This is a genomic window from Actinomadura napierensis (assembly GCF_039529375.1).
In the GTDB taxonomy this organism is placed as follows: Bacteria; Actinomycetota; Actinomycetes; order Streptosporangiales; family Streptosporangiaceae; genus Spirillospora; species Spirillospora napierensis.
Genome location: NZ_BAAAMR010000062.1, coordinates 1 through 14,850 on the forward strand (window position 1 = coordinate 1; position 14,850 = coordinate 14,850).

Below are 14,850 nucleotides of genomic sequence, written 5' to 3' on the forward strand. Positions count from 1 at the left end.
GGCACCGACCCCGCCGAGGTCGTCCGGCTCGCCGTCGCGCCGCTGTACTACCGGCTGTTCGTCAGCGGCGAGCCGGTCGACGCGGCGGCGGCCCGGCGGGCGGCCTCGGCGGCCTGCGCCGCCGCCCGCGCCGGCCTTCTCGTGACCTGACCGGCGCGGGCGCAGCGGGTGCGGGCGGGATCAGCCGGCCGGGACGAGCCGCCGGATCGTCATCGGCTCGGCGAGGATCTCCCCGAGCACCTGCTCGACGTGCCGGAAGTGCGGCGTGGCGAAGTGCTCCTCCAGCGCGCCGGGGCCCGCCCACTCCTCGACGACCACCATCCGGGCCGGCCGGTTCGGGTCGGCGTAGGGGCGGTAGGCCAGGCACCCCGGCTCCTCCAGGGACGGCTCGATCATCGCCTCCAGGGCGGTGCGGAGCCGGTCCTCCCGGCCGGGCGCGGCGAGGCATTCGGCGACGACGGTCAGCGACATGATGTGTTCTCCTTCTCGGATGGTGGCGGGTTCACGGGCGGGCGGGGCCGCTGCCGGCGCCGGACGCGGTGATCGCGCCGGCGATCTCCTCCAGGTAGGCGGGCGACAGCTCGACCGAACCGGCGCCGATCCAGCCGTCCACCTGCTCGGCCTTGCGGGCGCCGACGATCGCGCCGGTGACGCCGGGCCATGCCAGCGTCCAGGCGATCGCGACCTCCGCGACCGTCACACCGCGCCGCTCGGCGATCGGGCGCAGCGCGTCCGCCAGCCGCAGGTTCGCCGGCAGCCCCGTGGTGAAGTCGCTGTGGGCGGCGCGCCAGTCGTCGGCGGGCAGCGCGGCGGCCCGTTCGGCCGAGAACGCGCCGGTCAGCAGCCCCGACTGCAGCGGCGAGTAGACGATCACGCCGGTGCCGTGCTCGCGGGCCCAGGCGATCTCCCGGGCCGCCGACCGGTTGATCGCCGAGAACGGCGGCTGGACCGCGTCGACGTGCGCGACCCTCTCCGCGCGCTCCAGCAGGTCGGGGGAGTGGTTCGACAGCCCGATCGCCCGGACCTTCCCCTCGGCCTTCAGGTCCGCCATCACCTGCCAGTACTCCTCCAGCGGCGTCGCGTTCGGCGACACCGCGCCGAAGCCGCCGCCGGCGTACTCCAGCGACTCGCCGGTGTCGGGGTAGTGCACCTGGTACAGGTCGATGCGCTCGACGCCGAGGCGGCGCAGCGAGTCCTCGACCTCGCGGCGGACGCTGTCCGGCCGCATGACGCGGCGCGGCGCGGCCTGCGGGTCGGCCGGATCCCAGACCAGGCCCGCCTTGGTGAAGACGAAGGGCCGGTCGGCCTCCGGCAGGTCCGCGACGGCCTTGCCGACCAGCTCCTCGGAGTGGCCCAGCCCGTACACCGCGGCGGTGTCGATCCAGTTGACGCCGGAGCCGACCGCGTGCCGGATCGCCGCGACCGACTCGGCGTCGTCGGTGGCGCCCCAGCCGAACCGCCAGCCCGGCCCCGACACCGCCCAGGAACCGAACCCGACGGCCGTGATGTCCATGCCGGTGCTTCCCAGCGGACGCCTTGTGATCATTTCCTTGCTCCTCCGGTGGGGGGGAAGTTCGTGATGATCACTGTCGTCGGCCGGCGCGGCCGTACCCAGTGGCGGCCGCTGCCTAGGCATCGCGTGACCAGCCTCCGCCGCCCGGCATGACGGGCGGGACGGGATAATCGGTGCATGGCACTCGACAGGCGAGCGGAACTCGGGGAGTTCCTGCGCTCCCGCAGGGCCCGGCTGAAGCCGGAGGAACTGGGGCTGCCCGACTACGGGGGCCGGCGCCGCGTCCCCGGCCTGCGCCGCGAGGAGCTCGCCCGGCTCGCGGGCGTCAGCGTCGACCACTACGTGCGCCTCGAGCAGGGCCGCACCCTGCACTTCTCCGAGGCCGTCCTGGACGCGGTCGCCCGCGCGCTGCAGCTCGACGAGGTCGAGCGCGGCCACCTGTACCGCCTGGCGCGGCCCTACACCGAACCCGCGGGCGCCCCCGCGCACGAGCCCCAGCAGGTCCGGCCCGGACTGCGCCGCCTGCTGGAGTCGACGCCCGACGTGCCGGTCTACATCGTCGGCCGCTACACCAACGTGCTGGCGTGGAACGACCTGGCCGCCGCGCTGATCACCGACTTCGGCGCGCTGCCGCCCGAAGAGCGCAACTTCGCCCGGCTGGTCTTCCTGGACGAGGGCATGCGCGAGCTGTACGCCGACTGGCGCGCCAAGGCCGCCGACATCGTCGGCTACCTGCGGCTGGACATCGGGCGGCATCCCGGCGACCCCGCGGCCGCCGCGCTGGTCGAGGAGCTGTCGGCGGCCGGCCCCGAGTTCCGCGAGATCTGGGCCGAGCACGGCCTCAAGGACAAGACCTACGGCCGGTACGTCTACCGGCACCCCGCCGTCGGCGCCCTCGACCTCGGGTTCGAGACGCTGCGGCTGCCCGACGACCCCGACCAGGCGCTGATCGCCCACACCGTCGAGCAGGGCTCCCCGTCGCACGCCGCGCTCCGGCTCCTGGCCACCACGCACCGCAGCGCCTCGGTGCACTGAGGCGGTGCCGCGCGGGCGTCACGTGGTGGCGGGCGCCGTCCACTCCTGGTCCTTCCAGGCGGGGTCGAGCGGAGTGTGGGCGATGTGGTTGGTGTAGTTCGACAGCGTCTTCATGCCGATCCCGAGCACGAGGTCCAGGACGTGGCGGCGGGTGTAGCCGGCGGCCAGGAACGCCTCGACCTGCTTGTCGCCGACCCACCCGCGCTGGTCGACCATCGCGGCGGTGAACACGCGGGCGGCCTCCAGCGCCGGGTCGTCCAGCACCCGGCCCTCGCGCAGCGCCTCGACGACCTCCGCCGGGACGCGCGAGCGCAACGCGAGCGTGGAATGGGCGGCCACGCAGTACTCGCAGCCGTTCAGCACGCTGGCGGTGATCCACACGACGTGCTTGGCGTTCCTCGGCAGCGACGACCTGCCGAACAGCTCCGACAGCGCGTTGTACCCCGCCAGCAGCTCGGGTGACTCGGCCATCACCCCGTTCAGGGTGGTGACGAACCCCATCCGCTTCTTGGCCGCCTCCAGATGCGGGCGCGCGGCCTCGGGGGCGTCGGTCTCGTCGTACACGGCGAACTCGGTCATCGGTTCTCCTCATCGGGGGTCAGGGAGGCGAGGGCGGCTTCCACCGCCGCGGTGAGCGCGGCCGGGGACGCACCCGCCCGCGACCGCAGGTTCACGCCGTAGGCCAGCAGCGCGAGCGTCTGCGCGGCGCCTTCCAGGGCAAGGCCGGGACGCAGCTGCCCGCGCCGGCCGGCGGCCCGCAGGGCGGCGCGCATCGCCGTGCACAGCCCGTCGTGGTGGGCGTCCAGGACCTGCTTGACGTCGTCGTCCTCGGCGCCGTCCAGGCTCGCGTGCGCGTTGGACACCATGCATCCCCAGCGCGCGTGCTCGCCCGTGCACCGGGCCGCGATGAGCCCGCCGAAGAAGCCGGCGATCGCGGGCAGGCCCCGCTCGTCCGCCGCGAGCCGGTCGAACACCGGACGCGAATGGCGTTCCACGTAGCCGCGCAGCGCCGCCAGGTACAGATCCCGCTTGCCGCCGAACGTCGCGTACAGGCTGGACCGGCTGATCCCCGTCTCCGCGACCACCTCGGCGATGCCGGTGGACGCGGCGCCGCGCCGCCAGAACAGGCGCACCACCTGGTCCAGCACCGCGTCGGGGTCGAAGTGCTTGACGTCGGGCATCCGCTCACGCCTCCCCGTGCAATCTTGGAACAACCATTCCAAGATTGCACGGGGAGGCCCTCGGGTGCAACCCGGCTCGGGTCACAGGCCGTGGCGGCGGTCGCCCATCACCGCCTCGCAGACGCGCGCCTCGGCCTCGGCCGAGAACGGGTCCCGGCGGGCCTCGACCGCCCGCCGGGCCTCCTCGGCGACCAGGTCGGCGTTGATCTGGGCCCCCGCCATCGCACCCGCCGCCGCGGCGGCGCCGACCTGCGCGGCCAGATCGGTGACGTTGCCGGCGACCCACACCCCGGGCACGTCGGTGCGGCCCGCCGCGTCGGACGGGACGTGCTCGCCGGCCCCGGACGGGTGCTCGGCCGGCCGCAGACCGAGGCCCGCGAGGAAGTCCGCGCGGGCGACCATCCGCGGCGCCACCGCCAGCGCGTCGCGCGCGACGACCGAGCCGTCGACCAGCCGCACGCCCGCGATCCGGTCGCCGACGATCTCCAGGGCCGTCACCTTGCCCTCCACCACCCGGACGCCGCGGGCGGCGAGCTGCTCGGCCTGCTCGCCCGCAGGCGGGGGAGCGGTGTGGGCGAAGAACACGACATCGGCGCTCAGCTGCCGGAACAGCAGCGCCTGGTGCACCGACGTCGGGCCGCCGGACAGGATCCCGATGGCCTGGTCGCGCACTTCCCAGCCGTGGCAGTACGGGCAGTGCACCACGTCCCGCCCCCACCGTTCCCGCAGACCCTGCACGTCCGGCAGCTCGTCGACCAGCCCGGTGGTCACCAGCAGCCGGCGCGCCCGGACGGTCTGCCCGCCTTCCAGGGCGACGGTGAAGCTCCCGGCCTCCCGTGCCGCGCCGGTGACCGTCCCGGTCACCACCTGCCCGCCATAGCGGCGGACCTCGCCCCGCCCGCGCTCCAGCAACTCGGCCGGCGGCATCCCGTCCCGGGCCAGCAGCCCGTGCACGCCCTCGGCGGGCGCGTTGCGCGGCGACCCGGCGTCCAGCACCACGACCGACCGCCGCGATCGCGCGAGCATCAGCGCCCCGTTCAATCCCGCGGCGCCGCCCCCGATCACCACCACGTCGTAGCGGTCCCTCAGCTGCTCGGTCATCTCGACCACCTCCGCCGCCACTATGCGAAGGCGCCACTCGGATCCGCAAATGTCTTTGCCGATGTGGCAAACTGGCGGGCATGGACGACGATCTGGACCAGGCACTCGACGCGGTCGGCCCGCGGCTGCGCGCCCTGCGCAACCAGCGGGAGATCACGCTGACCGACCTGTCGGCGGCGACCGGCATCTCGGTGAGCACGCTTTCGCGGCTGGAGTCCGGCGCCCGCCGCCCGACCCTCGAACTGCTGCTGCCGCTGGCCAAGGCCTACGGCGTCACCCTCGACGAGCTGGTGGACGCCCCGCCCACCGGCGACCCGCGGGTCCACCTTCGCCCGGTCGTCCGCAACGGCATGACCATGCTGCCGCTGACCCGCCGCGCCGGCGGCATCCAGGCCTACAAGCTCGTCATCCCGGCCGGCAGCGACCGCCGGGAGCCCACCCCGCAGACCCACGAGGGCTACGAATGGCTCTACGTCCTCAACGGGCGGCTGCGCGTCGTCCTCGGCGAGCACGACCTGGAGTTGGCACCGGGCGAGGCGGCCGAGTTCGACACGCGCCTGCCGCACTGGTTCGGCGCCGTCGACGCCGAACCCGTCGAGTTCCTCGTCCTCTTCGGCAGCCAGGGCGAGCGCGCCCACCTGCGCGCCCGCCCCAAGGCGGCGCAACGCGCATAGCGCCCGCGCACACACCGCCGTCCGTCGCCTAGCCGACGGCCTTGGCGAGGATGCCGGCGGTCTCGGCGATGGCGGGCTCGTCGGCCTCGCCGTCCGCGCTGAGGCGGTTCGTCGTGATCACGATGATCAGCGGCGCTCCGGACGGGGGCCAGGCGATCGCGATGTCGTTGGCGGTACCGTACCCGGTCCCCGTGCCGGTCTTGTCGCCGACCGTCCAGTTCTTCGGGAGCCCGGCGCGGATGCGGTTGCCGCCGGTTCGCGTCTGCTTCATCCAGCCGGTCAGGCGGTCGCGGTCCGCGCGGACGAGCGCGCCGCCTGCGGTGAGGGAGCGCAGGTCGCCGGCCCAGGCGCGCGGGGAGGTGGTGTCGAGGACGGACCCCGGCTTCCACAGGTTGAGGTCGGTCTCCCAGCGGTCGTGCCGGGTGACCCGGTCGCCGAGCGAGCGGAGGAAGGCGGTGTCGCCCGCCGGACCGCCGAGCTGCTTGAGCAGCAGGTTGCCGGCCGTGTTGTCGCTCTGGGTGATCGCCGCCTTGCACAAGGCCGAAACGGTCATGCCGCCCTTCACGTGCTTCTCGGTGACGGGCGAGTTGTCCACCAGGTCGCTCTTGCTGTAGCGGATGACCCGATGCAGCAGCCCCGGGTCGGACCGGTGCGCCTCCTGCAGGATTCCGCCGCACACCATGGCCTTGAACGTGGAGGCGAAGGGGAATCGTTCGTCGGGCCGGTAGGCGACGAAGCGTCCGGTCCCGGTGTTCACCGCGTAGGCGCCGATGCGGTCTTGCCGGGACCGTTCGAGCGCACTCAGCTGCTTGTCGACGGTCGCCTGCGACGCGGCGGGCCGCAGGCCGGACTGCTCGCCGAGCGAGGCGACGTTGCTCCGCGGAGCAACGCGCTCTCCGCCGCCTCCGTCGGACCCGCAAGCGGTGACGCCGGCCAGAACCGAGGCGGCGGAAAGGGCGATCACAGTGATCCTGCGCAAATGCTGTGAGGTCGGCATGCCGCAGAGCAGATCAGGTCGGACGGCAATGTGTCCAATATTGATATTACTGCACTACCAATATCAGAACTCATATTATTGCTGATCAGAAGGCCTGGTCGGCGGTTTCGGCGGCGTTAGCGGTGAGGACGGCCAGGCCGGTCACCCGCACGTTCAGCGTGGGCCGCGCCCGCCGGAAGCTGTCGCCGGCGCCGGCCTCACCGGATGGCTTTGCCCCCGGATGAGAGGTGCCGGAGGGTTGTGTTCAGTCGGCTTGGCGGGATCCCTTGTATTCGCCGAGGAGCGTTTCGAAGCGCTCCACCATGAAGGTGTAGAACTCGTGCATTTCGCGGAGGCGTGCGCGTTGCCGGTCGGGGAGGTCCGTGCCGCGCGCCTGCGCGCTTTCGGCGAGCGCCAGCAGGTCGGTCGTCCCCTCGAGCTGGTGCTGCAGGCAGCCGATCCAGGCGTCGTCGCGCCACTCGTACACGAACTGGCGGGAACCCGGCTGCTTGAACCGCCGGACGGTCCCGCTCAGCACGAGCAGGCGCGTCATCTCCGACATCGAACCCTTGCTCGCGTTCAGGGCGCTCTGAAGCTGCGCCATCGTCAGGGGGTTCTCGCTGAGCATCAGGACGCCGGCGGCGCGCCCGGCCATCGGGGGCCATCCCATCGCGCGGCCGATGTGCAGGCCGAAGTCGTCGATCAGGGAGTTCGCATCGCCGGAGGGATCGTCGCCGACACGGCTGGGCACCACCGGACTCCAATCGATCAGATTAAAATGAAAGTTCACTCTTGACTGAACTTCACTGGTGAAGGCAGTCTACCGGCCAGCAGCGGAACGGACATCCCCGGATCCGCGCTCCCGAGCCGAACGCAGGAGGTTCGCCGTGACGGACACGGGCTGGGACATCATCGTGGTGGGAGCGGGGTCCGCGGGGGCGGCCCTCGCCGCCCGTTCCGCCGAGCGCGGCAAGCGCGTCCTGCTCCTGGAGGCCGGGCCCGACTACCGGTCGGCGCAGATGCCGGAGGCGTGGCGGTCGCCGAACCCCGCTCGTGCCCTGATGGACCCCGCCGCCGTCGCGGGCCTGGTCTGGGAGGGCGTCGACTCGGCCCGGACGGAGAAGCAGCCGCAGGCCCCGTACTGGCGCGGCCGCGGCGTCGGCGGCAGTTCGTCGATCAACGGGCAGATCGCGATCCGCCCGCCGATGGAGGACTTCGCGGACTGGGCCGCCGCCGGGTGCGCCGGCTGGTCGCCCGAGGACGTCCTGCCCTACTTCGCCAGGCTCGAGGACGACGAGGAGTTCGGGGACGAGCCGTACCACGGGCGCGGCGGCCCGACCCCGATCTTCCGGATGCCGCAGGAGCGGTGGGGCGGGGTGGACGCCGCACTGTCCGCGGCGGCCCGGGCCGCCGGGCACGCCTGGGCGCCGGACGTGAACGCGCCCGGTGCGGCCGGCGTCTCGCCGTACCCGATCAACTCCCGGGCCGGGCGCAGGGTCACCGTCAACGACGGCTATCTGGAGCCGGCCCGGTCGCTGCCCGGGCTCACCGTCCGCGGCGACGCCCTGGTCGACCGGGTCGTCTTCGAGGGAGGCCGGGCCGTCGGGGTCCGGGTCGTCGCGGCCGGGAGGGAGGTGACCGAGCACGCCGACGAGATCGTGCTCAGCGCCGGAGTGATCCACTCGCCGGCGATCCTGATGCGGTCCGGGATCGGCCCGGCGGACGACCTGCGCCGCCTCGGCATCGCGGTCCGGGCCGACCTCCCGGTCGGCCTCGGCATGCAGGACCACCCGATGATCGTCGTCGGGCTGCCGCTGACCGCGGAGGCCGCGATCAAGACGGCCGACGACCGCCACACCAACGTCTGCGTCCGCTGGAGCAGTGGGGCGCCCGGCGGCACGCCCCACGACATGATGTTCGTGTCGCTGAACATGAACGTGCTGTCGATGGAGAGCGCCGACACGCGGTTCCCGGTGGGCGGCTTCGGCGTGTGGCTGAACCAGAACCACTCGCGCGGCGTCCTGACGCTCACGTCCGCCGACCCGCGGGTCCAGCCGGAGGTCCGGGAGCGGATGCTGTCGGACGACCGCGACCTGGCCCGACTGCGCGACGGCGTCCGCGCCCTGGTGGAGATGGCGCGCGGTCCCGAGGCCGCGACCGTCGTCGGCGGGCCGGTCGAGGCCGCCAACGAGCGCCTGTTCGCGGTGCTCGACGACGACGCCGAGCTGGACGATCTGCTGCTGGCGACCGCGGTGGACGCCCAGCACGGCACCAGCACCTGCCGGATGGGCGCGGCCGGCGACGACTCCACGGTGGTCGACCCGTCCTGCCGCGTCCGCGGGGTCGAGGGCCTGCGCGTGGTGGACGCCTCGATCTTCCCGTCCGTCCCGCGGGCCAACACCAACCTCGCATCGATCATGGTCGGCGAGCTCATGGCCGACCGCCTCGGCTGACCGCCCGCCGACCCGGCAAAGGAGCACCATCCTGTGAAGACCTTGCAGAACCTGATCGGCGGCGTCTGGGAGGACTCCCGCGGCGGCGCGTTCCACGAGGTGGTCGACCCGGCGACCGAGGAGGTCGCCGCCCGCTGCCCCAGCGGCTCGCCCGAGGACGTCCGCCTGGCCGTGGATGCGGCCGTCGCGGCGCAGCCCGCCTGGGCGGCGCTGCCCGTCGCCGAACGCGTGGCGCGGCTGACCCGGTGGGCGGACGCGGTCGCCGAGCACGCCAGCGAGCTGGCGGAGATCGAGTGCCGCGAGATGGGCAAGCCCGTCGCCCTCGGCACCGGCTTCATCGGCGGCGCCGCGCAGCTGCTCAAGGCCGCCGCCGCCGAAGCCCTGGACTACCCGTTCGAGGAGACCGTCGCCGCCCCGGACGGGAGCAGCACCACGATCCTGCGCAAGCCGCTCGGCGCCGCCGCCGTCATCGTGCCGTGGAACTTCCCGGTGCCCATGACGCTCGGGGCGATCGGCCCGCTGCTCGCCGCGGGCGACACCGTCGTGCTCAAGCCGTCGGAGCGGTCCCCGATGTCGGCGGTGCGGCTGCTGGAGCTGGCCGACCTGCCGCCCGGCGTGGTGAACCTCGTGCACGGCGACTCCCGGGCCGGCGTGCCGCTCGTCGCCGACGAGCGGATCGGGCTGGTGCACTTCACCGGGTCCGTCGAGGCCGGCCGCCAGGTCGGCCGGGAGAGCGGCGCCCTGCTGCACCGCTCGATCCTCGAACTCGGCGGCAAGGACCCCGTGGTCGTCGACGCCGGCGTCGACCCGGCCGCCACCGCCGCGGCGGTCGCGTTCGGAGCGTTCGCCAACTCCGGGCAGATCTGCACGTCCATGGAGCGGATCTACGTGCACCAGGACGTCGCCGAGGAGTTCATCGACGCCCTCGTGGACGTCGCCGGGACCTACACCCTCGGGGACGGACGCGACGCGACCACCGTCCTGGGCCCGCTGGTCGACCAGCGGCAGCGCGCCATCGTGGAGCGCCACGTCGCCGACGCCGTCCAGCGCGGCGCGACCGTCCGCGCCGGTGGGAAGGTGCCCGAGGGCACGGGCTTCTTCTACCCCGCCACCGTCCTCACCGACGTGGACGACTCCATGCTCGTCATGACCGAGGAGACCTTCGGCCCGCTCGCCCCGGTGGTGGTCGTGCCCTCCTTCGAGGAGGGCCTGGCGAAGGCGGCCAAGACGCGGTTCGGCCTCGCCGCCACCGTCTACACCAACGACCCGGAGCACATGGCCGCCGCACACCGCATCCCCGCCGGCGTCGTGTGGGTGAACCAGTGGCAGGGCGGCGGTCCCGAGCGGCTGTACGAGCCGGCGGGCGACAGCGGCATGGGCGCCACCGGGTCCCGGGCCGCCTACGACGCGGCCACCCGTCCCGTCTCCATCCACACCGCACCGGCGACGGGCGCATGACGACCGACGCCAAGCGGCACGCCGCGGACGTCGTCGGCGCCTCGAGCGGACGCCTCGTCGAGCTGTCGCACCGCATTCACGCCCACCCGGAACCGGCGTTCGAGGAGACGCGGGGGAGCGCATGGGTGGCCGAGGCGCTGGCCGCCGCCGGGTTCGAGGTCGAGCACGGCTGCTACGACCTGCCCACCGCCGTCCGCGCGACCACCGGGACGGGCCCGCTGCACATCGGCATCTGCGCCGAGTACGACGCCCTCCCCGAGATCGGCCACGCCTGCGGCCACAACATCATCGCCGCCGCCGCGGTCGGAGCCGGGGCGGCGCTCGCCGGCCTGGCTGACGACCTGGGGCTCACGGTGACCGTCCTCGGCACGCCGGCGGAGGAGGGCGGTGGCGGCAAGATCCTCATGCTGGAGCGCGGCGCGTTCGAGGGGATGGACGCGGCGATGATGGTGCACCCCGCCGCGGTCGAGATGGCCGCGATGCCGGGCTCGGCCGTCTCCCAGTTCGAGATCGCCTACCGCGGCAAGCCCGCCCACGCGGGCGCGTACCCGCAGCTCGGCGTCAACGCCGCCGACGCGATGACCGTCGCGCAGGTCGCGGTCGGGCTGCTCCGCCAGCAGACGGGCCCGGACGACCGCATCGCCGGGATCGTCACCGAGGCGGGCACCGCGGCGAACGTCATTCCCGACGCGAGCCGGGGCGGGTGGATCGTCCGGTCGTCCACCATGGAGGCCCTCGCCGAGCTCAAGCAGCGCGTGCGGCGCTGCTTCGAGGCGGGGGCGCTGGCCACCGGATGCGAGCTGACCACCACGCCGATCTCCCTCGACTACGCCGACCTGCGGCCCGACGCGGCCATGCTGGCGCTGTACCGGGCCAACGCCGAGGCGCTCGGGCGCGTCTTCCCCGACCTGTCCGGCGGCTCCCCGGCCGGCGCGGCCACCGACATGGGCAACGTCTCCCATGTCGTCCCCACCATCCACCCGATGCTCGGGCTGGACTGCCTGCCCGCGGTGAACCACCAGCCCGAGTTCACCGCGGCGTGCGTCACCCCGGCCGCCGACAAGGCGGTCCTGGACGGCGCCACCGCGATGGCGTGGACGGCGATCGACCTCGCCCGCGCCTGACACGCCTGAAAGGGGCGGTCCGGGATTCCCGGGCCGCCCCTTTCGAGTCAGTCCTCCGTTGCCGAGGGCGCGGGCCAGGTCTTGGCGACGAGGGTGAGCACGTCGTAGGTGGCGACCGGTCGGCCGTCCTGGTTGCTGACGACGGCGTCCCAGCGGACCTCGCCGTAGTCGGCGCCGGCGCGCGGGGTGATCTGCTTGACGGTCAGCGCCACCTCGATGGTGTCGCCGGCCTTGACCGGGGTGAGGAAACGCAGCGCGTCGACGCCGAAGTTGGCAAGGACGGGGCCGGGGGCCGGGTCGACGAACAGGCCCGCGGCCAGGGACACCACCAGGTAGCCGTGCGCGACGATGCCGCCGAACAGCGGGTTGCGGGCGGCGGCCTCTGGGTCGGTGTGGGCGTAGAAGGTGTCGCCGGTGAACTCGGCGAAGTGGCCGATGTCCTCCAGCGTCACCGTCCGCGGCGCGGAGGCGATGGTGTCGCCGATCCGCAGGTCCGCCAGGGACTTGCGGAACGGGTGGACTCCGGACTCGGTGCGGGCGGCGCCCGCCGTCCACTGCCCGGTGACGGCGGTGAGCTTGTCGGGGGACGCCTGGACGGCGGTGCGCTGCATGTGGTGCAGGACCCCGCGGATCCCGCCGAGTTCCTCGCCGCCCCCTGCGCGTCCCGGGCCGCCGTGCACCAGCACGGGCAGCGGCGAGCCGTGCCCGGTGGACTCTTTGGCGTCGTCGCGGTCCAGTACCAGGACGCGGCCGTGCCAGGGAGCGAGCCCGAGGACGACCGTCCGCGCGACGTCCGGGTCGCCGGTGGCGACGGAGGCGGCGAGGCTGCCCTTGCCGCGCGCGGCGAGCGCCACCGCCTCCTCCAGGCCGCCGTAGGTGAGCACGGTGCTGACCGGGCCGAACGCCTCAACGTCATGGGGCTCGGCTGTGCCGGGCCGGGCGCGCAGCACCAGCGGGGTCATGAACGCGCCGCGCTCGGCGTCGCCCATGACCGGACCCGCGCCCGCAGGGTCGCCGACTACGACCGCGGCGCCCGCCCGCAACGCCTCGACGGCTTTACGGACTTCGTCGCGCTGGTCGAGGCTCGCGAGCGCCCCCATCCGCACGTCGGGGTTGCGGGGGTCGCCGATGGTCACCTTCGCCAGCCGCGCCGCGAGCGCCTCGGTCACCTGGTCGGCCATCGCCTCGGGCACGATCACCCGGCGGATGGCCGTGCACTTCTGCCCGGCCTTGACCGTCATCTCGGTGACGACGCCCTTGACGAACAACTCGAACTCCGGGTCGTCCGGCCGCACGTCGGGGCCGAGGATCGAGCAGTTGAGGGAATCGGCCTCCACGCCCAAGGCGACGCTGCCGTCCAGCACGTTCGGATGACGGCGCAAGATCCCGGCGGTCCGCGCCGAGCCGGTGAAGGCGACGGAGTCCTGGACGGTCAGCGCGTCCAGCAGCCCGTCGGGGCCCGCGGCGAGCAACTGGAGGGCGCCTTCGGGCAGGATCTGCGACTCGACGATCTGCCGGACGGCGAGTTCGGTGAGGTAGGCGGTCTGGCCCGCGGGCTTGACGATCGAGGGCAGCCCGGCCAGGAACGCCGGGGCCAGCTTCTCCAGCATCCCCCAGACCGGGAAGTTGAACGCGTTGATCTGGACCGCGACGCCCGGCCGGGACGCGTACAGGTGCTGGCCGACGAAAGTGCCGCCCTTGCCGAGCCGTTCCACGCCGCCGTCCAGGACCACGGTGTGGTTCGGCAGCTCTCGCACGCCCTTGCTCGCGTAGCTGAACAGCGTGCCGATGCCGCCGTCGACGTCGACCGCGGTGTCGCGCGCGGTCGCGCCGGTCCGCACCGACAGCGCGTACAGCTCCTCCTTGCCCGCCATCAGGTGCTTGGCCAGCGCCTTGAGCAGAGCGGCCCGTTCATGGAAGGTCAGCGCCCGCAGTGCCGGGCCGCCGACCTCCCGGCCATGCCGGACCATCGCGGCCACGTCCGGCCCCCGGCGCGAGAAGCGCGCGACCTCCTCACCGGTCGCGGCGTCCAGCAGCGGCTCGCCGTCGCCGGCGTCCCGGAACCACCGTCCTGCGGCATAGCTCTCCAGCAGCGCGCTCACGCTGCCTCCCTTCGGCGACGTTCAGGCTGTGACCGGGCGCGTGGGGCGCCGTCCCGCACCACCGTATTACTGACCGAGCGGTAAGTAAATGGAGAGCCCCGACCTACTACGCTCCTGTGCCGTGCAGGAGACACGCCTCGACACCGCCCGGATCCGGGCGGCCCGCCGGATGATCGACCCGGTCTTCCTCGACACTCCGCTGTACCGCTGCGAGGCGCTGGAACCCGGCCTCGGGTGCGCGGTGAGCATCAAGCTCGAAACCGCGAACCCGGTCCGCAGCTTCAAGGCCCGCGGCACCGAGGTCGTCGCGAGCCGGCTCGTCGGCAACGGCCCGCGAGCCGTCGTGTGCGCCAGCGCGGGCAACCTGGGCCAGGCCCTCGCCTGGTCCGGCCGCCGACGGGGGCTCGACGTCACCGTCGTGGCGTCCCGCTTCGCACCCGCCGCCAAGCTCGACCGCATCCGCGCCCTGGACGCCAGACTGGAACTGGTGGACGGCGACTTCGACATGGCCCGCGAGCGGGCCGCGGCCATCGCGCGGCACGACGGCATCCGGCTGGTCGAAGACAGCCTGGACATCGAGACCTGCGAGGGCGCCGCGACCATCGGCCTGGAACTGGTCGACGCCGCACCGCCGTTCGACGCCGTCCTGATCGCCCTCGGCGGCGGGGCGCTGGCCACCGGTATCGGTCACGTGCTGAAGGAGTCGGCGCCCGGCGCCGAGGTGATCTGCGTCCAGCCGCTGGGCGCCCCGGCGATGACGCACTCGTGGCACCGGCGGCGCGTCGTCACCACCGACTCGACCGACACCATCGCCGACGGCGTCGCCGGCCGGCGTCCCATCCCGGCCGTCCTGGACGACCTCCTCCTGGTCGCCGACGACGCCGTCCTGGTCAAGGAGGCGTCGATCATCGCCGGGATGCGGATGCTCCTCGACCACGCCGGGCTCGTCGTCGAGCCGTCGGCCGCACTCGGCGTCGCGGCGGTCCTCGAAGACCGCGACCGCTTCGCCGGCCGGCACGTGGTCACCATCGTGTGCGGCGGCAACGTCGACGCAGACGCCTATCACCGCTGGGTCGGACTGACCGGAAGGTGACCGCCGCGCGCCTCACGGGCTGTTCGGCCGCCTCAAACGTCCCGGCGCTCGAATGTCCCGATCCGGGACCGGTGCCGGGCGATCGCGGCTAGGTTGACGGCCAGACGGGCGATCATCGGGCCTGCACCGGTGAAGGGGTG

General features: G+C 73.5%; 15 protein-coding genes. 7 read left to right on the plus strand and 8 right to left on the minus strand.

What is annotated here, in order from left to right; genetic code table 11:
* Positions 1-150, plus strand: a 150-nt coding sequence (locus ABD296_RS29745; protein WP_344274577.1) for a TetR/AcrR family transcriptional regulator C-terminal ligand-binding domain-containing protein, incomplete at its 5' end; no start/stop codon positions are given.
* A gap of 30 nt (positions 151-180) precedes the next feature.
* On the opposite strand, the gene ABD296_RS29750 is transcribed toward ABD296_RS29745, so the two are convergent.
* Positions 181-471 (minus strand): putative quinol monooxygenase, encoded by a 291-nt coding sequence (locus ABD296_RS29750; RefSeq protein ID WP_344274394.1) that lies wholly within the window; start codon positions 469-471, stop codon positions 181-183.
* A 31-nt stretch (positions 472-502) separates the two neighbouring features.
* Positions 503-1,546: an aldo/keto reductase gene (locus ABD296_RS29755; RefSeq protein WP_344274397.1), complete on the minus strand. Its 1,044-nt coding sequence runs from the start codon at positions 1,544-1,546 to the stop codon at positions 503-505.
* A gap of 144 nt (positions 1,547-1,690) precedes the next feature.
* Between ABD296_RS29755 and ABD296_RS29760 the strand changes: the two genes are divergently transcribed.
* The gene (locus ABD296_RS29760; RefSeq protein WP_344274400.1) at positions 1,691-2,548 is read left to right on the plus strand and encodes a helix-turn-helix transcriptional regulator; all 858 of its coding nucleotides are present in this window, start codon (positions 1,691-1,693) and stop codon (positions 2,546-2,548) included.
* Positions 2,549-2,566: 18 nt separating this feature from the next.
* Here the strand turns inward: ABD296_RS29760 and ABD296_RS29765 are convergent, their stop codons facing one another.
* From ABD296_RS29765 to ABD296_RS29775, 3 genes are all read right to left on the minus strand, one after another.
* Positions 2,567-3,127: a carboxymuconolactone decarboxylase family protein gene (locus ABD296_RS29765; protein WP_344274403.1), complete on the minus strand. Its 561-nt coding sequence runs from the start codon at positions 3,125-3,127 to the stop codon at positions 2,567-2,569.
* Positions 3,124-3,729, minus strand: coding sequence for a TetR/AcrR family transcriptional regulator (locus ABD296_RS29770; protein WP_344274406.1), 606 nt, complete (start codon positions 3,727-3,729; stop codon positions 3,124-3,126). Before ABD296_RS29770 ends, ABD296_RS29765 begins: the two co-directional genes overlap by 4 nt.
* Positions 3,730-3,810: 81 nt before the next feature.
* The gene (locus tag ABD296_RS29775; protein WP_344274409.1) at positions 3,811-4,830 is read right to left on the minus strand and encodes an NAD(P)/FAD-dependent oxidoreductase; all 1,020 of its coding nucleotides are present in this window, start codon (positions 4,828-4,830) and stop codon (positions 3,811-3,813) included.
* Between the two features lie 80 nt (positions 4,831-4,910).
* Here ABD296_RS29775 and ABD296_RS29780 point away from each other — a divergent pair, with 80 nt between their 5' ends.
* Positions 4,911-5,504: a helix-turn-helix domain-containing protein gene (locus ABD296_RS29780; RefSeq protein WP_344274412.1), complete on the plus strand. Its 594-nt coding sequence runs from the start codon at positions 4,911-4,913 to the stop codon at positions 5,502-5,504.
* 28 nt (positions 5,505-5,532) lie between these two features.
* Here ABD296_RS29780 and bla read toward each other — a convergent pair whose 3' ends face one another.
* Complete coding sequence (gene bla, locus ABD296_RS29785) at positions 5,533-6,468, minus strand: class A beta-lactamase (protein ID WP_344274415.1); 936 nt, start codon at positions 6,466-6,468, stop codon at positions 5,533-5,535.
* A gap of 277 nt (positions 6,469-6,745) precedes the next feature.
* Entirely contained in the window at positions 6,746-7,231 is a 486-nt protein-coding gene (locus ABD296_RS29790) for a GbsR/MarR family transcriptional regulator (protein ID WP_344274420.1), read from the minus strand.
* 136 nt (positions 7,232-7,367) lie between these two features.
* Here ABD296_RS29790 and ABD296_RS29795 point away from each other — a divergent pair, with 136 nt between their 5' ends.
* The 3 genes from ABD296_RS29795 to ABD296_RS29805 are packed head-to-tail and all read left to right on the plus strand — an operon-like array spanning position 7,368 to position 11,515.
* A complete protein-coding gene (locus tag ABD296_RS29795; protein WP_344274423.1) occupies positions 7,368-8,933 on the plus strand; it encodes a GMC family oxidoreductase in 1,566 nt (521 codons plus the stop codon).
* A 33-nt stretch (positions 8,934-8,966) separates the two neighbouring features.
* The gene (locus ABD296_RS29800) at positions 8,967-10,391 is read left to right on the plus strand and encodes an aldehyde dehydrogenase family protein (protein ID WP_344274426.1); all 1,425 of its coding nucleotides are present in this window, start codon (positions 8,967-8,969) and stop codon (positions 10,389-10,391) included.
* Positions 10,388-11,515: an amidohydrolase gene (locus tag ABD296_RS29805; protein ID WP_344274429.1), complete on the plus strand. Its 1,128-nt coding sequence runs from the start codon at positions 10,388-10,390 to the stop codon at positions 11,513-11,515. The genes ABD296_RS29800 and ABD296_RS29805 overlap by 4 nt, the downstream gene beginning before the upstream one ends.
* Before the next feature lie 47 nt (positions 11,516-11,562).
* Here the strand turns inward: ABD296_RS29805 and paaZ are convergent, their stop codons facing one another.
* Positions 11,563-13,617 carry a phenylacetic acid degradation bifunctional protein PaaZ gene (paaZ, locus tag ABD296_RS29810; protein ID WP_344274431.1) on the minus strand — a complete coding sequence of 685 codons (2,055 nt, stop codon included), beginning with the start codon at positions 13,615-13,617 and terminating at the stop codon, positions 11,563-11,565.
* A gap of 121 nt (positions 13,618-13,738) precedes the next feature.
* On the opposite strand from paaZ, the gene ABD296_RS29815 reads away from it, so the two are divergent.
* Positions 13,739-14,710: a threonine ammonia-lyase gene (locus ABD296_RS29815; RefSeq protein WP_344274434.1), complete on the plus strand. Its 972-nt coding sequence runs from the start codon at positions 13,739-13,741 to the stop codon at positions 14,708-14,710.
* Positions 14,711-14,850: the final 140 nt, after the last annotated feature.